We start from the raw sequence: 17,839 nt of genomic DNA, 5'->3' as shown, positions 1-17,839 counted from the left end.
ATCCGCCCGGCCCACGTTGGGCAATTGGCCGCCGCCAACCACCGCGGCAAGCCGGTGTTCGGTTTCGGAAAGGCGATGATTCTAACCAGGCTGGCTGCCTTTCGCTGGACCGTTTCCCGGGAATCGTTGTGCCCCTAGGCAAAGATCATGTCTGAACCGAGTTTGATGATCAGTGCGCACACCACGATCACGAAAATGATCCTGATGAATTTGCTGCCTTTGGAAATCGCCATGCGGGCACCGAGGTAGCCGCCGGCCATATTCATCAATCCCATGGCCAACCCCAACCCGAAAACCACGTGCCCAGCCGGAATGAACAACACCAGGGCGCCAAAGTTGGTGGCTAGGTTGACGATCTTCGCTTTGGCCGAGGACTGCAAGAAGTTGTACCCCAGCACCGTGACCATAGCGATGATCAAAAATGATCCGGTACCCGGACCAATCATGCCGTCATAGCCGCCGATGATCAGTCCGATCGCTACCGCCCGCAGGTAGTGCCCGCTGCCCCGGTAGCGTAGCTTGCTCAGCTCTCCGGCTTTGGGCTTGAAAATTGTGAAGGCAAGCACCGCCACCAACGCGGCGATAATGATTGGCTGGATGGCTTCTTCGGGCAGAATCGTGGCAATGGCTGCACCACCAAAGGCACCAACCATGGCCATCAGGGCCATGGGGATTGCCGTTTTCAGGTCCGGGCTGGTCCGCCTGTAGTAGGTAATCGCGCTGGTGGCGGTTCCAAAAATGGAACCCAGCTTATTCGTGGCCAGGGCCTGTACTGGGCTCATTCCGGGAAAGAGAAGCAGCGCGGGCAACTGGATCAGTCCACCGCCACCGACAACTGCATCGATCCAACCGGCCGCAAACCCTGCCAGTAAAAGCAGGATCAGCGACGTCCAGCTGAACTCAACACCATCAAGTGACAAGAAGGAGAGAATCTCCGGCACCGCGCTGCACCTCTATTCATTTATTGCTTGTGAAAAGCTACCGGCAGTTTACGCGGTCAGCTCTTCCACCACGTCGGCAACGGCAACGTCACGACGCTCGCCGGTGGCACGATCCTTGACCTCAACCACTCCGTCGCTTAGCCCGCGGCCCACCACAACGATGGTTGGCACGCCGATCAATTCTGCGTCGGAGAACTTCACGCCGGCAGAAACCTTTGCACGGTCATCGAAGATAACCTCCATGCCCTTGGCTTCGAATTCCTTGGCTAGTTTTTCGCCCGCTGCCAGCAGCTCTTCGCCTTTGCCGGTCACGACAATGTGGATGTCGACCGGGGCGACCTGCTTTGGCCAGGCAAGGCCCTTTTCATCGTGGTAGGCCTCGGCGAGGGCTGCTACCGCACGGGTAACGCCAATACCGTAGGAACCCATGGTGACCACAGAGAGCTTGCCGTTCTTGTCCAGCACCTTGAGATCCAAGGCTGCCGCGTATTTACGGCCGAGCTGGAAGATGTGTCCCATTTCGATACCGCGTTCGGCACGCAGCGGGCCGGAGCCGTCCGGAGCTGGGTCACCTGCGCGCACATTAACCGACTCGATGGTGCCGTCGAAGGAGAAGTCGCGCTCGGCCACCAGGCCGAAGACATGCTTGCCCTTTTCGTTGGCGCCGGTGATCCAGCTGGAGCCGGAGACCACGCGCGGATCAACCAGGTAGGTGATCCCGCTGGAGGCTTCGGAGCCCAGCACCTGCTGGTCCAGTCCGTTGCCTGGGCCAATGTAGCCGGCGATCAGCTCTGGGTGCTTGGCGAGGTCTTCGGCACTTGCCGCTTCGACCAGCACTTCGCCGCTGATGTCCAGGGCCATGCCGATGGTTGCTTGCGCGCGCCTCAGGTCGACCTGGCGGTCCCCCGGCACTCCAATGGCCACGACGTGGCGGTTTCCTTCGGGGTCGATGACCGCGACGACGACGTTCTTGAGCGTGTCGGCCGCAGCCCATTCGCCTTCGGCGCGCGGGCGCAGCTCGTTGGCGGCGGCGACCAGCGTCTCGATGGTTGGGGTCTCCGGGGTATCGAGGACTTCGAATGCCGGAGCGTCGCTGAAATCGACTGCTTCAGGAACGACGGTAGTGACCGCCTCAACGTTGGCCGCGTAGCCGCCTGGCGAACGCACGAAGGTGTCTTCGCCGATGGCAGTTGGGTGCAAGAATTCCTCGGACTTCGAGCCACCCATGGCACCTGCCTGCGCGAACACTGGCACGACTTCTAGGCCCAGGCGCTCGAAAATACGAAGGTACGCGCCGCGGTGTGCGTCATAGGCTTCGTCGAGACCCTCGTCATCGATGTTGAAGGAGTACGAATCCTTCATGATGAATTCGCGGCCACGCAGCAGGCCTGCGCGCGGACGTGCTTCGTCGCGGTACTTATTCTGGATCTGGTACAGGTAGGCAGGAAGATCCTTGTACGAGGAGTACAGGTCCTTGACCAGCAAGGTGAACATTTCCTCGTGCGTTGGAGCAAGCAGGTAGTCCGCACCCTTGCGGTCCTGCAGGCGGAAAAGGCCTTCGCCGTATTCAGTCCATCGTCCGGTCTGTTCGTAAGGCTCGCGTGGCAGCAGTGCCGGGAAATGAACTTCCTGAGCACCAATGGCGTTCATTTCTTCGCGAACAATAGCTTCTACGCGAGCAAGCACCTTCAAGCCCAGTGGCAGCCAGGTATAAATGCCCGGTGCTGCGCGGCGAATGTATCCGGCACGAACTAACAGCTTATGGCTGTCTACTTCTGCTTCAACCGGATCTTCGCGCAAGGTGCGCAGGAACAGGGTGGAAAGCTTCAAAACCACGCGGGGCGTCCTTTTCCGTAAGTCGCCGGTCCATGGTGTGCCACTGGAGGTCGACTCAGCTATGCAAAATCTGATGTGTAATTGGCCTAAAAATAGCCTTCCACAATCCTAACCTCTATAGGCAAAACCCTAGTATTCCTAAGGCTGTGGAGACTACCGTGATTCTTACCGCAATAGAAAAACTACTGCCCTGGGAGGGTTTCTCTCCAGGCGTTGGCCGTCGTGCTCGAAACTCTCGCCAACCACCCTTCGATGATCACTTCACGAAGCTGATCTATCTTGATGTGTTCTAAATGGAATAACACAATGTCGGTCCCGGTCAAATGCTGAATATCAAAGAATAGTTCTCCGAAAGCATCAATCAGTTCTTTCTTGGCAATCTCCGAGGCGGTGCGCACCGCGTAGATTTCGCCTTGCGGGACAGATTGCCCCTGATCAACGAGTCTTTTCGTGTCAGCTTTCCCCAGCGGTCGCCGCCAGATGACCATGCCGCGGGGCACCGACCACTTCGCTCCGCTGCCATATCCACTAATGCCTTCCTCGAGCTGAGGCAGCGCTGCTGCTATTACTCGAATGTCTGCAATCGTGGCCATCCTCCCATGCTCTCGCGCGCACACGAGGATTCGCAAGTGCACAAGGTATATGTTGAGCTGGCATACAGCAACGCCGCCTGCATCCAGAATGGAAGCAGGCGGCGAATGGTGAAAAATCTCGCGTTACTGAGCCTTCTCCAACTCTGCAACTGCGACGTTGAGCTCCTTGACCAGCTCGTCGATTTTAGCCTGCTCATCCTCAACCGCACCGGAGTAGGAAATGGACACCGCATTGGGGCCGACAAGACCCTGAACGGTGTAGCTTCCCATCGGCACCTCGGTGCCTTCCATGCTGATGCTCGTCTTCGTTGCCGTGGTCACTTCGGCGTCCGAGGTGGCTTCAAGCATTTCAGCCGAAGCGTTGAGCTTCATTCCCTGCATTTCCATGGAGAAGCTGTCGCAGCCCTGCAGATCCTTGGCCTCGACGGTCTTCTTGATCTCGGATAGCTTTGCGTCGTCCTCGTAGGATGCAACGCTGTAGCTGGTTGACTCACCGGCCTCCGCGCCCGCGACGGTGGCAACGGCCATATTGATGCCTTCGATGTCCCATGAGCTTTGCTGCGCGACCAGTTCCGCGCACTTGGCAGGCTCGATGTTCATGCCTTTGACCAGTTCCTTCGCCTGTGGCAGAGACTCTGCGATCGCAGCACCGTCGATGATCTGCGCGCCGGATTCATCGGCTACTAACTTTTCTACGACTTCCTTTACCTTTGCGGAACTCAAAGGCTCCGCTGCCGGGGCTTGCTCCGAGGCTTGCGCCTCATCCGATGCCGCCGGGGCCTCATTGCCCGAGTCCGCGCAACCGGTCAGCGCCAGCGCCCCTGCAAGCGGAAGCAACCAAAGTGAACGTTTTTTCATGATTCAGTCCTCACGTTGAATGGTGTTGCTTCCACTGTATTTGAATAATGGTTAGAAATAAAAGCCCAAGGCCTAATTATTGCAACGATTTGATTTCGGCAAACGCTTGATCGGCCAGCTTCATCGCTTCTCCCGCGAGCAAGGGTGCTTCCACGGTTCCACTGGAAAATGTCACCAGAACGAAATTATTGCCTTCGAGAGCCTGCACCGCGACCGAATTCAGGTACTCGTCCGCCCCAACCTTCATTTGCGTGGCCATCGTCAGCGCCTGGTCTGCGGTTGAGTCAAGGTCCAATATCTGTCGGTCCGTGTTTACTTCCTGACCCGAGACGCTCACGCTGATCGATTCGCATCCTTCGATGTCGGACAGCTTCAGAGCCTCAGAGATATTTTTCCGGGTCTGTGCATCGGTGATCGAGAATATCTGGATCACTTTGCCCGTGGAGTCCCCCTGGACCGTTGCAGATGCCGCCACTGTGCCGGTCAGGTCCGTGACGGTGTACTCTTCTTGCTGTTTGGCGCACTTCTCCGGCTTGATCCCGTTGCTGCCTTCCATGGCCTTGGCATTCTCCAACTGGGGTTTCATCACCTCGTTGTCCAAGATCTGCGCAGTAGAGTCCTCGCCCACAAGCTTCGTGACCACGTCCTTGACCTGATCTGCGGAGAGCGATGCCCCGCTTGTTTGATCCTGCTTCTGGGACGGCGCGGGGCTCGACTCCGCCGTTACCGGATCAGCATTATCGCTTCCCGAGCAGCCAGTGAGAATCAGGGCTGCAGCCAGAGGTAGCAGCCAGAGGGAACGCTTGGTCATAGATCAATCCTTAGAATGCGCCACGGCTCCAAGCCTGGCTAGAAATGCTGGAAATTCGCAGCCCCGAGGTGCTACTCAAGTTCGGCGAACAACGCGTCGATTCGTTCCGAAGCGTCTTGGAGGCGCTCTTGCGTTTGCTCTGCAGTCGTCTGTTGCTGGATACCGACCATCACGTTACCCTGTGCCGCTCGCACCATGAGTTGCTGTTGCGTTTGTGAGCCATCGCTACTGGTCACCACATAGGCGTCATTGAACGGCGCCATTGTTTTAGTTGGTTGTTTCGCCAAATGGTAGGCGAGAGTTTTCCCGTTGATGGTCACCGAATATCGTGCGCAGTCGGCGCTCGCCTTAGCTTCGCTTTCCCATTGGGCCTGCAATGCTTCTTCGTCTTGATAGACCGCAACCGTCAGATATCGATCTTCAAACTCCACCGCCGACATCTTGGCCTTGGCAAGTTGTTCGGTGACCGGAGCGGCGAAGGTAACACCGCATTTACTTGGCGAAACTTTCAATCCCTCAATCCAGGCCTGTGCTTCGGGGATACTTTTGCGCAATTGCGAATCCGATATGATCTTCGCCTTGGAATCGTCCTTGACGAATTCCTTGAGCTGCTTTTCAAGTTCATCGGCGTTGATCTGCAGTGCGCTTCCCGCCGTTGCCTCATTGGGAACAGACGGGGTACTGCAACCGCTAAGCAGGAGCGCCGCGAGGCAAAGCGCCGAGGCGAGGTACGTTTTAGAGCAATTGGCAAGAGCCACAGATTTTCCTGTCACGATAGTTACTGTGCTCGAGTCTAGAAGATTGCGCACCGTTCTCGGCGGATTATGGCCTCTGAGCCCGAGGCATGCCGTGCACAAACGCCGCGTTTTCTACCAGTTCTTGATGAGACGATTCTGGTCCGACACGAGGATTTGCGGCAATGAGCAACCTGCAGTCGACAACTGCGCGCGTCAGATCTCTGGACGTACTAGAAAAGGATCGTCGCGAACGTTCCAGCCTGCTCGAATCCCACCCGTTCATAGGACCGAATGGCAGGCTCGTTGTAATTGTTCACATACAAGCTCACAACCGGCGCAAATCGCAGCGCATAGTCAACCGTGGCTGCCATATATCCGGCGGCAAGTCCCTGTCCGCGATAGCGGGGGCTAATCCAAACACCTTGGATCTGAACTACCGAAGTGGTGACGGTTCCAAGATCCGCCTTGAAAATAATCTCGCCGTACTCGTCAACGTCGATCACGGTGTGCCCTTCGCGAATCAACTGACGCACCCGGGTTCGGTAATATCCACCGCCACTGTCCAACGGCGAGTATCCAAGTTCTTCTTCAAACATTGCAGCACTAGCAGGCAAGACAAGGTTGAAGTCCTGCAAGGTCGCCACGCGCAGAGACTCAATCGGCGTGATATTCGCCTGGTGCGCAATAGTCATCAATGGCTGATTTTCACGGACGTCGAAGAATGTCTGGGGTCCCGAGGCAAGGACATCTTGCATCGCCAGCACGGTCTCGGCTGGGCCAAAAACCGAAGCGAAACGTTGGCGCGTCTCCAGCGCTTGCTGAGCATAGGCGCGCGCATGTTCAGCGCTCATGGCGGTGGGCGCAATATTTGCGCCCACCCAGCATGCCGATTCCAGCCCCTCTTCACCGTTAATGCCGAGCAGGTGGGCAAAACCATCCGGAACGGCGGAACGGTGCAGAGCAAGCTGCGACCGGGTAAAGATATTAGCTACGGGGTCTTGATCAAGCAATGCGAGTAGGGCCGCAGTATCTCTACGTCCCAAGACCCGCACTTCCCCGGGCGGGCTCTGTCTAGCTGACGGAGACCACGGGAGAACCCGAGGCAGGATTCTCGTCATCGCCAAGATCCATTTCTTCAGCTAAACGATTAGCTTCTTCAATAAGGGTTTCGACAATCTGGTCCTCGGGGACGGTCTTGATAACTTCACCCTTGACGAAGATCTGCCCCTTGCCATTACCGGAGGCTACGCCGAGGTCGGCGTCTCGTGCTTCGCCCGGGCCGTTAACAACACAGCCCATCACCGCAACGCGCAGCGGGGCTTCCATGCCCTCTAGTCCGGCGGTGACCTTTTCGGCCAGCGTGTAGACGTCCACCTGAGCGCGACCACAGGATGGGCAGGAAACGATGTCCAGCTTTCGGGGACGCAAGTTCAAGGATTCGAGGATCTGGTTACCAACCTTGACCTCTTCGACCGGTGGAGCCGAAAGGGAGACGCGGATGGTGTCGCCAATGCCCTGTGAGAGCAATGAGCCGAAGGCAACGGAGGACTTGATGGTGCCCTGGAAGGTCGGGCCGGCTTCGGTAACACCGAGGTGCAATGGCCAGTCGCCGGACTCAGCCAAGAGTTGGTAGGCGCGGACCATGATGACTGGGTCGCTGTGCTTGACCGAAATCTTAAAGTCGTGAAAGCCATGTTCTTCGAATAGCGAAGCTTCCCAGATGGCCGACTCTACGAGTGCCTCCGGGGTTGCCTTGCCGTACTTCTTCAGTAGCTTCGGGTGCAGCGAACCACCGTTGACGCCGATACGAATCGAGGTGCCATGATCCTTGGCAGCCTGAGCGATTTGCTTAACCTGATCATCAAATTTGCGGATGTTGCCTGGATTCACCCGGACGGCACCGCAGCCGGCCTCAATCGCAGCGAATACGTACTTCGGCTGGAAGTGGATGTCGGCGATGACCGGGATCTGCGATTTCATCGCGATGATCGGCAAGGCTTCGGCATCTTTATCGGTCGGGCAAGCGACGCGCACAATATCGCAACCGGCGGCCGTCACCTCGGCGATCTGCTGCAAGGTTGCGTTAATGTCATGCGTCTTGGTGGTGGTCATCGTTTGCACGCTGATAAGCGAGTTCGAACCGATGCCCACATTGCCAACATTAAACTGACGGGTCTTACGACGTGGAGTGATTACCGGCGGTGGTGCCGCCGGCATGCCGAGTTTGACCGAAGTCAATGGATGCCTCCGAAGTGATTGTAGGTATTTCTATATCAAGTATCGCACCGTCTGGCGTGCTATTGGTAAGGATGCGAGAAAAGCCACGACGAGCGCCGTGGCTTTTCATCACAGATTCAAGAAAAGTTACTTAGTTGGCTTCTGCAACGGTGCGGATGTTGCCCAGCACTTCGGCAACCTGTTCGGCAACTTCAGCGTCATCCTTCGGGTGAGTTTCGGCGAAGCGAACCACCGAGTTGGGGATGGAGAGCTTGACGTTCTCAAGGACGTTTGCCCCTGCAATGTTCAGCGCCTTGCGGGCTTCGTCTTGAGCCCATACGCCACCGTACTGGCCGAAAGCGGTGCCGATGACAACCGATGGCATGTCTTTCACGGCGCCAGCACCGAACGGGCGCGAGAGCCAGTCGATGGCGTTTTTGAGAACGGCTGGCATGGTGCCGTTGTACTCAGGGGAGATCAGCAGCAGCGCATCCGCCGCGCCAACAGCATCGCGCAATGCCTGTGCCGCCGCAGGCACACCGCCTTCAACATCGTGGTCTTCGTTGTAGAACGGCAGGCTGTCAAGGCCCGAGTACACGCTCACATCAACGCCTTCTGGGGAGTTCAGCGCGGTAGCTTCTGCCAACTGCTGGTTGGTTGAACCAGCGCGCAGGGAACCGACCAGAGTAATGACCTTTGTTGCCATATTGTGCTTCTCCTATATTTAGTGAATCAATAAGTAGACAAAGCTGACGCTTCATCTACTCCAACGAGTGATCAGAAGATTCAATTCCGCCACTAGATATGACTTAGGGCACACTCGTGAGAACTCCTGGGTCATAACTGCGCGTGCACCAACCAGTCAGCGGTAAAGCCGCGGCTGCTCAGTCCCGATTAGTCCAATTCAGTCAAAAGCGGCAATATCGCTTCTTGCTCTTCTTTTCGCGCCGATAGGTCATGCTCCCGCCGCCCTCTGAAGATGGCCTGCATACCAATGCCCATTCGCTCTTCGGCACCTCAAGGGACGCTCACCCCTCGCTTTCTCACCTGGCCAAAGATTGTGCGGCAAAGAGGCGGCGCTAATAAACGATGGATACTTACGCATAAATTGCAGCTGCAATTCGATTAGCGGCGGACGCGAGAGGCCAAAATTCATTGCGCTCTTGTCGCTCAACGAATCAATGAAACCCCCGGCCACAAAGCCAAGGCCTGCGGTCGGGGTCGATAAGCATTGACTTTTTAGGAGGCGAACTGCGAAAGCAGGCCCATGACCGGGTTCCATTCGGTGATGTCGGTCTGCTCTAGCGCGCCGACCTTGCTGAATGGATCATTGGCCAGCACCTCATTCAGGGCGGACTTATCCTCAGCTACAAAAATGAGCAGAGCACCGTCGGCAGCCGGGGTGGGACCCGAGGCGAGAAGACGAACCGAGCCTTCTCCAAGGAACTCACCGAGGTATGCGCGGTGCGCCGGACGGTGTTCGTTGCGCAGTTCGGTCGAGTCCTGAGCATAGGTGTATTCAACAGCAAAAACAGTCATGGCTACAGCTTATTTCGCCAGGCCTAGAAGATCGTGATTGGTTTGAAGATGTCTGCGTATATTAAGAGCCCGCCCATGACCAGCATCGCAGCAACGACTACGTAGGTGAGGGGCAACAGCTTGATGGTATCCACCGGAGCGATGTTCTTTTTTCCGAAGATCCGGGCTACGGTACGCTTCAGTCCCTCGTAGAGGGCACCGATCACATGCCCGCCGTCCAGCGGCAGCAAGGGAATCAAGTTGAAGGCAAATAGCGCCAGATTCAGTCCACCGGCCAGCGAGAGCAACGAGGCGATCTTGTCATTGATTTCGATGCCCTCATGAGCATTGATTTCACCGGCGATACGTCCCACACCAACGATGGAGACCGGACCGTTCGGGTCGCGCTCCTCGGTACCGAAGGCGGCCTGTGCTACGTCGACCATGCGCTGGGGCAGGTGCAGTATGACGTTGCCGATGTTCAGCAGCTGGTCCCCCACCACGCCGGGAATTTCGGTGACCGGCTGGGAAATGTTTTTCTCCTGCGAGCCCATCCCGACGAACCCAACCTGCGCGGTTTTCATGGCGCCGTTCTCGTCGGTCACCGGATAGCCATCTGCATCCAGCACCGGCCGTTCGGTCAGATAGGGCGTCAGCGTGGTGTCATGCATGATGCCACCGCGTTCATATTCCAGGGCGATGCTTTCCCCCGGGTGGTCACGGATCACACCGGTGAGTTCATACCAGGCATCGTGCGCCACCGGGGCGCCGTTGACGGCGGTGATGGTGTCTCCCGGGAGCAACCCGGCGGCGTAGGCCGGAGCTTCCTTGTCGTTGGCGGTGCATTCGGTCGCCTCAGAATTTTCGGCGCTCGCGATGCACTGGTACACCTCGGAGACGGTGGTGGTCGCCGTGGGCACGCCAAAACCGGTGATCACCACGCCGATCAGCAGGAACCCGAGCAGCAGGTTGACGAAGGGTCCGCCGAGCATGATGATGATGCGCTTATAGATGGGCAGCTGATAGAACAGCCGGCCTTCGTCGCTGGCTTCCACGTTCTCATTGGCCTGCGAACGGGCGTCGTCAACCATTTGCCCGAAGACTTTGTCGAAGAAACTCGGCTTCTTCTGCGCCGCGCCGGCTTTGCTGGCCGCGCGCGGCGGGTACATGCCCACCATTGAGATGTATCCGCCCAGCGGAAGTGTCTTCAGCCCGTATTCGGTCTCGCCACGCTTGACCGAAAAGATCGTCTTGCCAAAACCGATCATGTATTGCGGAACGCGCAGTCCGAATTTCTTGGCCGGAAGCAGGTGCCCTACCTCGTGCAAGGCAATGGACAGCCCGATGGCGACGACCATGAACAGGACACCGCCAAGGAACATTAATACGCTCATGCTTTTTCCTTCAGCAACGAGATTGCGTGGGCGCGCGCCCACCGATCGGTCTCTAGCACTAGCTCCGCCGAAAGCTCGGCGTTCACCGGGGTATAGTCTTCCAACACCCGGTCGATGATTTCAACAATGTCGGTAAAGCGGATCTTGCCTTCATGGAAGGCGTCAACCGCAATTTCGTTCACCGCGTTGTACACGGTCATATGGGTGCCGGAGGCGGCAGCGGCCTGCTTCGCCAATTTCACCGCGGTAAAGACCGATTCGTCCAAGGGTTCGAAGGTCCACGATGCGGCGGTGGAAAAATCACAGGGTTTCGCGGCTCCGGCCACGCGATGCGGCCAGTTGATGCCCAAGGCAATCGCTAACCGCATATCCGGTGGCGAGGCCTGGGCGATCACCGAACCGTCAATGAACTCAACCATCGAATGCACTATCGACTGGCGGTGCACCAGCGGTTCGATACGCTCCAGCGGCACATCAAAGAGCAGGTGGGCTTCCATGACTTCTAGCGCCTTGTTGACCATGGTCGCAGAGTTGGTGGTGACCATCCGCCCCATATCCCAGGTTGGGTGGGCTAGCGCCTGCGCCGGGGTCACTTCGCGTAGCTGCTCATAGCTATATCCGAAGAATGGTCCACCGGAGGCGGTGACAATCAGCTTGGAGACTTCCTCCGGGGTGCCCGAGCGCAGGGCTTGGGCAAGAGCTGAGTGCTCGGAATCCACCGGAGAGATCTGCCCGGGAGCGGCAATCTGCTTCACGACCTGGCCGCCGATAATCAGCGATTCCTTATTCGCCAGCGCGAGCAGGTGTCCGGCCTTCAACGCCGCGATGGTCGGTTCCAATCCGATGGCGCCGGTAATGCCGTTGAGCACCACATCAGATTCCATATAGCCAGCGATCTGCGCGGCGGCCTGCGGCCCTGCGAGGAGTTCCGGGGAGTAGTCGCCTACGCCTTTGTCCTGCGCCACCTGCGCAATCGCGGATGCGAGTTCATCTTTGCTCTCTACCGCCGCGCCCACGAGGTCCGGGCGGAAGGCGACTGCCTGTTCGGCGAGGAGCTTGAGATTGTAGCCACCGCTCAGTGCCGCGACGCTAAATTGCTCCGGGGCATTCTTGATGACATCCAGGCCTTGGGTGCCAATGGATCCGGTAGAACCGATCAGCGTGACACGGCGCGGATGGTCCGCAGTTTTAAAAGAAGATTGGATGCTCACCCACCCCATTATGGCCGTTATATCTGTGAGCTCCCAAAGTGCAGATCAACCGGCGCGCTCAAGCCAAGCCGTGCCGGCGAGCAAGTCTGAAGCTCAGCAGCGCGCCGGCCCGGCTCATTAGGGATTGAGCCTTTACAGCCCGAGGCTGCGGGCGATCAGCATCAGCTGAACCTGCGTAGTGCCTTCACCGATTTCCAGGATCTTTGAATCCCGATAGTGGCGAGCCACCAATGATTCGTTGATAAATCCGTAGCCACCAAAAATCTGAGTGGCGTCCCGGGCGTTGTCCATGGCCGCCTCACTAGCGACGAGCTTGGCGTGGGCTGCTTCGATCTTGAAGTCTTTCCCGGCAAGCATTTTGGCCGCGGCCGCGTAATAGGCAAGGCGCGCGGTGTGGACGCGCGAAGCCATGCGCGCAATCATGAATGAGATTCCCTGGTTCTTGCCGATTGAAGAGCCAAAGCTCTGTCGGTTCTTCGCATAGGTTACCGCCTCATCCAGACAGCCTTGGGCGGCGCCGGTCGCAAGAGCCGCGATGGCGATACGACCCTCGTCAAGGATCTCCAAGAAATAGGCATATCCGCGTCCGCGTTCGCCGAGGAGATTCTCTTCGGGGACTCGGGCACCGTTGAAGCTCAGTGGGTGGGTATCGCTGGCATGCCAGCCGACCTTGTTGTAAGCCGGTTCCGCGGTGAATCCTTCGGTACCCGATGGAACGATAATCGTGGAGATTTCTTTTTTGCCGGTGGCCTCGTTGACTCCGGTCACCGCGGTGACCGTGACAAGCGAAGTGATGTCTGTTCCCGAGTTCGTGATGAATTCTTTGGAACCGTCGACAACCCACTGGCCATTTTCGAGCTTTGCTTTGGTTCTCGTGGCCGATGCGTCAGATCCGGCACCGGGCTCGGTCAGTCCGAATCCTGCGAGGTTCTTGCCGGCGGCGAGATCTGGCAGCCAACGCTGTTTTTGTTCCTCATTTCCGAAACGGAAGATCGGCATCGCCCCGAGTGAGACACCTGCCTCCAAGGTAATGGCTACCGACTGGTCGACTCGACCAAGTTCTTCCAGCGCGAGGGCCAGAGCGAAGTAATCGCCGCCAGATCCGCCGTATTCCTCGGAGATCGGCAATCCAAACAGGCCCAACTCCCCCATTTGCGCAACAACTTCATAGGGGAAGCTGTGCTCCGCATCGTGTTTAGCGCTGACCGGCGCGACGACTTGCTGGGCAAATTCACGGACGACGTCGACCAGGTCTTGGTACAGTTCGTCGAGTTCGAGATCAATCACGGGCACTCTCTTCTTTCGAGGTTGTCCACACCGTCCTTGCGTTTTTGACGCAATGATCGATGGCGGGCCATGTTGGACGCGGAGGCCATATCTTGGAAGCTGACCGTCCGGCGCGTATGGTTAATTTCTATTAACTGTGTATGTCCAGCTACATTTTGACACTAGTGGCGTACTTCATAGTTGTCCATAGTTGGACGGGGTTTTCGAAGGAGTAAATGCATTGAGCAGATATCAATCGCTCACTGAGCCAACCGAACGCGAGCGTGCCAAGGCCGAACGCCGTGATGCGCTATTGCGCGAAGCGACACGGCTCTTTGCGTTGCACGGTTACGCCGGTGTTTCCTTAGAAGATCTGGGAGCCGCCTGCGGCATCTCGGGGCCTGCCGTGTACCGGCATTTTGCCGGCAAACAGGCGCTCCTCATCGCTTTGCTGGTAGATATGTCTAAGGACATCTACGCCGGCGGTCTGAAGGCCGCAGAGAGTGGCGGCAAGCCGTTGGAGGTGTTGTCCCGACTGGTTGATTTCCATACCGATTTCTCCCTCTCTCGACCAGACATCCTTCAGGTTCAGGACCGCGACTTGAAGTCGCTCCCGAAGGCCGAACTCGCCTTAGTCCGAAAACTTCAGAATAATTACATTGCGTTGTGGACCGAGCAGCTGGCCCAAATGCATCCCACCGGAAGCCCGCAGTCGCATCGCTTTAGGGCACACGCGGTCTTTGGCCTGTTGAACTCCACCGCACACTCGGCGCACTCACCACGCACCAAGAAATCCGGGTTAAAGCCGTTGCTCTCCAATATGGCACTCGCGGCTCTCACATCCCCGGTAGTCTAGAAACTAAGTCCCACTTATTCTGGGCGCGTTCAATCGGGCGCGTACCACCTCACGAAAGAAAGGCCTTTACCGTGCAACTACGTGAAGTCCGCCCTTCCGACTTGGACGCCTTCTTTGCTCACCAGCAGGAACCCGAGGCGAACCTGATGGCGGCCTATCAGGCCCGCAACCCTTCGGACCGGGCCGTATTCGATCATCACTGGAGCTCAATCCTCAACGATGAGTCGGTACTGGTTCGCACTATCGAGCACGAAGGCGACGTTGCCGGCTCCATTTTGGTCTTTGACGGTTCGAAGCCCGAGATCAATTTCTGGACCTCCACCAAGTTCTGGGGCAAGGGAATCACCACCAGCGCTGTGGACGCGTTCCTGGCCGAGTTCACTAAGCGTCCGCTGACCGCACACGTGGTGCAGGACAATCTAGGTTCGCTCAAGGTCCTAGAACGTCGCGGCTTCAAGCAGGTAGGCACCGAGCAGATCTTCTCGAACGCCCGTGCCGCGGTTGTCACCGAGATCGTTCTCCAGCTCGACGACTAACAGTCGCTTAAATACAGCTAACCGCAGTTCACCCGACGACGTGTGAACTGCGGTTAGCTGTTTAATGCTGATCTATCGGGGTTTCAAGGCCCGTAATAGCCCTTGCCTCGATCAATATCTTTTCTTGCATCCCGCAACGCCTTGGCCGTCTGCTCATCGCTATGGTCAAAGTCAGTAGCCTTGCGATCCAGGCTGCGATAGGCCCCAACGATGAACGGCAGCGCGCAGAGGGCGATGACGGCGGACATAATCAGGATCGATACCAGATCCATGGCTTGCGCCCCGCTTCCTTGCCCGGCCCGGTTCCCGCGGACTACTTCGTGGAATTCAAGGTCCGCCACGCCTCACGACGCACCGCCTGCTCGATCGGATCCGGCACCGGAGCGGCGGCCAGCAACCTGCGCGTGTAGTCGTGGGTCGGTGCATGCAGCACGGTATCTACGCGCCCCTGCTCCACCGACTTGCCGTTTTGCATCACCACAACCGAATCGGCGAGCATATCGACAACCGCCAAATCATGGCTGACGAATAGGCAGGCGAAGTTGAAATCGCGCTGCAACTCCTGGAGCATCTCCAACACCAGCGCCTGCACCGAGACGTCCAGCGCGCTGGTCGGCTCGTCGGCGATCAACAACTCCGGATTCAAGGTAAGGGCACGGGCAATGCAGATACGCTGGCGCTGGCCGCCGGAAAGCTCGTGCGGGTAGCGGTTGATGACATTTCGCGGCAGCTTCACCGCATCCAGCAGTTCCTGCGCACGCTTGATCCGCTCGGTCTTGCTGCCGACCTTATGCACCACCATGGGCTCGGTAATGCAATCGCCAATGGGGAATCGCGGATTAAGCGAAGCGGCCGGGTCCTGGAAGATCACCCCGATCTGCTTGCGCACCTGGCGCGCCTGGCGTGGTGAGAGCTTGGGCAGATTATGGCCCTTGACCGACAGCGTTCCGGAGGCCACCGGCAGCAGGCCGAGCACCGCCTTGGCGATGGTCGATTTGCCCGAACCGGATTCGCCCACGATGCCGAGCACCTCGCCCTTTGCGACGTCGAAGCTGACGTTTTCCACCGCCCGGAAGACGGTGCCGCGCATGTCGTATTCCAGTATCAGGTCCTTGGCTTCCAAGACCAGCTCGCGGTCGGCCTGCGCGATCGGTTCGCTGCGCGGCGCGGGCTCTTCTACGCTCACTCGCGAAAGCCGCGGCACGGAAGACAATAGGCGTTGGGTGTATTCGTGTTGCGGGTGCAGCAGCACCTGCTTTACATCCCCGGTCTCCACCAGGTTTCCTTGGAACATCACCGCGACCTGATCGGCCATATCTGCCACGACACCCATATTGTGGGTGATGAGCAGAATTCCCGTATTCAGCCGGTCTTTGAGTTCCCGGAGCAGGTCCAGGATTTCGGCCTGCACGGTCACGTCCAGTGCGGTGGTCGGCTCATCGGCAATGATCACCTTCGGTTCGCAGGAGATCGCCATGGCGATCACGATGCGCTGGCGTTGGCCACCGGAAAATTGGTGTGGATACTGCCTAATGCGTTTGGCGGGATCTGGGATGCCCACCATGGTCAGCAGCTCGATGGCGCGGTCGGTGGCTTCCTTGCCATAGGCCACGTCGTGCAGTTCGAGCGCTTCGGTCAGCTGGCGTTCGATGGTCAGCACCGGGTTCAGCGCCGTCATGGGTTCTTGGAAGACCATGGCAATGTCGGTGGCACGCATTTTACGCATCTTGCCTGCCTCCAGTCCTACCACGTTGACATTGCCTATCTTGGCGACGCCGGTGACCTGGGCGTTCTCCGGCAGCAGGCCCATGGCCGCGGTGGAGGTCACGGACTTCCCGGACCCCGATTCACCGACCAGCGCCACGACTTCGCCCGGGCGTACCGCCAGGGATAGCCCCTTGACGGCGTGGACGTCGGGTCCGGCGGTTTCGAAGGTGACCTTCAGGTCATTGAAGCTCAGTGCATAGTCTTCTGTTGCTTCGGTGCTCATGGCTTCTCCTTACGGGTTGGCAGGGCAAAGAGCCCTGCCCGGCGGCGGCGCTTGCCGGTGTGGCGTGGATCGAAGGCATCTCGCAGACCATCGCCGAGGAAGTTGACGCTCAGCGCGATGGCGACGATGATCATGCCCGGCCACCAGAACAACCACGGACGTGAGGTAAACGCATTCTGGTACTGGCTGATCAGCAGGCCCAGCGAGGATTCCGGCGGTTGTACGCCGAAGCCCAGATACGACAGGGCGGATTCGAGCAGGATCGCGCCGGCAATGGCGAAGGTCGCGTTGACCACGATCACCCCGATGGTGTTAGGCAGCAGGTGCTTGAAAATGACCCGTGAGGTTTTTGAGCCCATGGCCTGGGCCGCCGCCACGTATTCGCGTTCGCGCAAGCTGAGGATCTCACCGCGGACCAGTCGGGCTAGACCGGTCCAGGTCACCAAGCCCAAGACGAGGGCCAACGTGATGATCGAGCCGGAGGTCGCGCCGGCAAGCTGGCCAAGCACTGCGGCCAGCACCAGCAGCGGGATCACGATGAACAGGTCGGTAATGCGCATCAAAACCTCATCGACCCAGCCGCGGAAGTATCCGGCGATCGCGCCGATGACCGCTCCGAGGAAGGTGGATACCACGCCGACGACCACTCCGATGATGATCGATTTTTGGGTTCCGGTCATCACCAGCGCGAAGTAGTCCTTACCGATGGAGTCCTGCCCGAAGGGGTTCTCCCCCCAGCGGATTCCTTCGCCGCCGAGCCACGTGGGGACCAAGCTCAAGGTTGGCTTGCCGCCATCGATCACGCTACCGGCGTTGAGGTAGGACTTATCCCACCAGCCCGGAAATACTCCCCAGCCCACCGAGCTGAAGGCCATCACGGTAATGAAGACCAGAATGATGCTGGAGGTCATGGCGAGCTTGTGCTTGAGGAAGCGCCCAATAACGATGCGCCCCTGGCTTTTTGAATCTTCGGCCTGGCGGGCAAGCTTCGCATCCTCCAGTTCTGCAAGGGAGGTGACGTTCTCTGGCAGTTTGTCGTTGGTGTTACTCATCGCTTGTCCTTAATGTCCCAGAC

General features: G+C 58.2%; 18 protein-coding genes. 2 read left to right on the top strand and 16 right to left on the bottom strand.

The annotated features are described in order from the left end of the window. Positions 1 to 134 precede the first annotated feature (134 nt). The 13 genes from CQ019_RS13760 to CQ019_RS13700 all read right to left on the bottom strand — a co-directional run bounded on the left by CQ019_RS13760 (position 135) and on the right by CQ019_RS13700 (position 13,403). Complete coding sequence (locus CQ019_RS13760; RefSeq protein ID WP_105553703.1) at positions 135 to 941, bottom strand: TSUP family transporter; 807 nt, start codon at positions 939 to 941, stop codon at positions 135 to 137. A 48-nt stretch (positions 942 to 989) separates the two neighbouring features. Beyond that, positions 990 to 2,777: a proline--tRNA ligase gene (locus tag CQ019_RS13755; RefSeq protein WP_105569941.1), complete on the bottom strand. Its 1,788-nt coding sequence runs from the start codon at positions 2,775 to 2,777 to the stop codon at positions 990 to 992. Between the two features lie 182 nt (positions 2,778 to 2,959). Further along, positions 2,960 to 3,370 (bottom strand): hypothetical protein, encoded by a 411-nt coding sequence (locus CQ019_RS13750; RefSeq protein WP_105553705.1) that lies wholly within the window; start codon positions 3,368 to 3,370, stop codon positions 2,960 to 2,962. A gap of 123 nt (positions 3,371 to 3,493) precedes the next feature. Further along, complete coding sequence (locus CQ019_RS13745) at positions 3,494 to 4,228, bottom strand: hypothetical protein (protein ID WP_105553706.1); 735 nt, start codon at positions 4,226 to 4,228, stop codon at positions 3,494 to 3,496. 76 nt (positions 4,229 to 4,304) lie between these two features. Beyond that, on the bottom strand, positions 4,305 to 5,039 hold the full coding sequence (locus CQ019_RS13740) for a hypothetical protein (protein WP_105553707.1): 735 nt from the start codon (positions 5,037 to 5,039) through the stop codon (positions 4,305 to 4,307). Between the two features lie 71 nt (positions 5,040 to 5,110). After that, on the bottom strand, positions 5,111 to 5,812 hold the full coding sequence (locus CQ019_RS13735) for a hypothetical protein (protein WP_146112473.1): 702 nt from the start codon (positions 5,810 to 5,812) through the stop codon (positions 5,111 to 5,113). A 194-nt stretch (positions 5,813 to 6,006) separates the two neighbouring features. Further along, positions 6,007 to 6,786: a DUF4081 domain-containing GNAT family N-acetyltransferase gene (locus CQ019_RS13730; RefSeq protein WP_255248472.1), complete on the bottom strand. Its 780-nt coding sequence runs from the start codon at positions 6,784 to 6,786 to the stop codon at positions 6,007 to 6,009. Positions 6,787 to 6,847: 61 nt separating this feature from the next. Then, the gene (gene ispG / locus CQ019_RS13725) at positions 6,848 to 8,014 is read right to left on the bottom strand and encodes a flavodoxin-dependent (E)-4-hydroxy-3-methylbut-2-enyl-diphosphate synthase (protein ID WP_096287306.1); all 1,167 of its coding nucleotides are present in this window, start codon (positions 8,012 to 8,014) and stop codon (positions 6,848 to 6,850) included. A 130-nt stretch (positions 8,015 to 8,144) separates the two neighbouring features. Then, the gene (locus tag CQ019_RS13720) at positions 8,145 to 8,699 is read right to left on the bottom strand and encodes an NADPH-dependent FMN reductase (RefSeq protein ID WP_096287308.1); all 555 of its coding nucleotides are present in this window, start codon (positions 8,697 to 8,699) and stop codon (positions 8,145 to 8,147) included. 533 nt (positions 8,700 to 9,232) lie between these two features. Further along, positions 9,233 to 9,532 carry a YciI family protein gene (locus CQ019_RS13715; RefSeq protein WP_096287310.1) on the bottom strand — a complete coding sequence of 100 codons (300 nt, stop codon included), beginning with the start codon at positions 9,530 to 9,532 and terminating at the stop codon, positions 9,233 to 9,235. A 23-nt stretch (positions 9,533 to 9,555) separates the two neighbouring features. After that, the gene (locus tag CQ019_RS13710) at positions 9,556 to 10,905 is read right to left on the bottom strand and encodes an RIP metalloprotease (RefSeq protein ID WP_105569940.1); all 1,350 of its coding nucleotides are present in this window, start codon (positions 10,903 to 10,905) and stop codon (positions 9,556 to 9,558) included. Further along, on the bottom strand, positions 10,902 to 12,125 hold the full coding sequence (gene dxr / locus CQ019_RS13705; protein ID WP_105569939.1) for a 1-deoxy-D-xylulose-5-phosphate reductoisomerase: 1,224 nt from the start codon (positions 12,123 to 12,125) through the stop codon (positions 10,902 to 10,904). Before dxr ends, CQ019_RS13710 begins: the two co-directional genes overlap by 4 nt. A 123-nt stretch (positions 12,126 to 12,248) precedes the next feature. Beyond that, positions 12,249 to 13,403, bottom strand: a complete 1,155-nt coding sequence (locus tag CQ019_RS13700) for an acyl-CoA dehydrogenase family protein (protein WP_105553710.1) — start codon at positions 13,401 to 13,403, stop codon at positions 12,249 to 12,251. A 220-nt stretch (positions 13,404 to 13,623) separates the two neighbouring features. On the opposite strand from CQ019_RS13700, the gene CQ019_RS13695 reads away from it, so the two are divergent. Both CQ019_RS13695 and CQ019_RS13690 read left to right on the top strand, forming a co-directional pair. Continuing rightward, positions 13,624 to 14,238 carry a TetR/AcrR family transcriptional regulator gene (locus CQ019_RS13695; RefSeq protein ID WP_096287318.1) on the top strand — a complete coding sequence of 205 codons (615 nt, stop codon included), beginning with the start codon at positions 13,624 to 13,626 and terminating at the stop codon, positions 14,236 to 14,238. A 71-nt stretch (positions 14,239 to 14,309) separates the two neighbouring features. After that, positions 14,310 to 14,774 (top strand): GNAT family N-acetyltransferase, encoded by a 465-nt coding sequence (locus CQ019_RS13690; protein ID WP_096287320.1) that lies wholly within the window; start codon positions 14,310 to 14,312, stop codon positions 14,772 to 14,774. Positions 14,775 to 14,857: 83 nt separating this feature from the next. On the opposite strand, the gene CQ019_RS13685 is transcribed toward CQ019_RS13690, so the two are convergent. From CQ019_RS13685 to CQ019_RS13675, 3 genes are read right to left on the bottom strand one after another with little or no spacing between them, the layout of a single operon-like run. Beyond that, positions 14,858 to 15,046: a hypothetical protein gene (locus CQ019_RS13685; protein WP_096287322.1), complete on the bottom strand. Its 189-nt coding sequence runs from the start codon at positions 15,044 to 15,046 to the stop codon at positions 14,858 to 14,860. Positions 15,047 to 15,087: 41 nt separating this feature from the next. Continuing rightward, positions 15,088 to 16,764, bottom strand: a complete 1,677-nt coding sequence (locus CQ019_RS13680) for an ABC transporter ATP-binding protein (protein WP_105569938.1) — start codon at positions 16,762 to 16,764, stop codon at positions 15,088 to 15,090. Continuing rightward, positions 16,761 to 17,816, bottom strand: a complete 1,056-nt coding sequence (locus tag CQ019_RS13675) for an ABC transporter permease (RefSeq protein ID WP_096287326.1) — start codon at positions 17,814 to 17,816, stop codon at positions 16,761 to 16,763. The genes CQ019_RS13680 and CQ019_RS13675 overlap by 4 nt, the downstream gene beginning before the upstream one ends. Between the last annotated feature and the right edge of the window lie 23 nt (positions 17,817 to 17,839).

The organism is Arthrobacter sp. MYb229 (genome assembly GCF_002975405.1).
Classification (GTDB): Bacteria; Actinomycetota; Actinomycetes; order Actinomycetales; family Micrococcaceae; genus Glutamicibacter.
Note: the sequence above shows the minus strand (reverse complement) of the source record. Positions and strands in the feature narration are given on the sequence as shown.

Excerpts from the sequence above, each read along its gene's own strand:
- CQ019_RS13715 (WP_096287310.1), bottom strand. The coding sequence starts at position 9,532 with ATGACTGTTTTTGCTGTTGAATACACCTATGCTCAGGACTCGACCGAA.
- CQ019_RS13745 (WP_105553706.1), bottom strand. The coding sequence starts at position 4,228 with ATGAAAAAACGTTCACTTTGGTTGCTTCCGCTTGCAGGGGCGCTGGCG.
- CQ019_RS13675 (WP_096287326.1), bottom strand. The coding sequence starts at position 17,816 with ATGAGTAACACCAACGACAAACTGCCAGAGAACGTCACCTCCCTTGCA.
- CQ019_RS13680 (WP_105569938.1), bottom strand. The coding sequence starts at position 16,764 with ATGAGCACCGAAGCAACAGAAGACTATGCACTGAGCTTCAATGACCTG.
- CQ019_RS13750 (WP_105553705.1), bottom strand. The coding sequence starts at position 3,370 with ATGGCCACGATTGCAGACATTCGAGTAATAGCAGCAGCGCTGCCTCAG.
- CQ019_RS13685 (WP_096287322.1), bottom strand. The coding sequence starts at position 15,046 with ATGGATCTGGTATCGATCCTGATTATGTCCGCCGTCATCGCCCTCTGC.
- dxr (WP_105569939.1), bottom strand. The coding sequence starts at position 12,125 with ATGGGGTGGGTGAGCATCCAATCTTCTTTTAAAACTGCGGACCATCCG.
- CQ019_RS13740 (WP_105553707.1), bottom strand. The coding sequence starts at position 5,039 with ATGACCAAGCGTTCCCTCTGGCTGCTACCTCTGGCTGCAGCCCTGATT.
- CQ019_RS13710 (WP_105569940.1), bottom strand. The coding sequence starts at position 10,905 with ATGAGCGTATTAATGTTCCTTGGCGGTGTCCTGTTCATGGTCGTCGCC.
- CQ019_RS13720 (WP_096287308.1), bottom strand. The coding sequence starts at position 8,699 with ATGGCAACAAAGGTCATTACTCTGGTCGGTTCCCTGCGCGCTGGTTCA.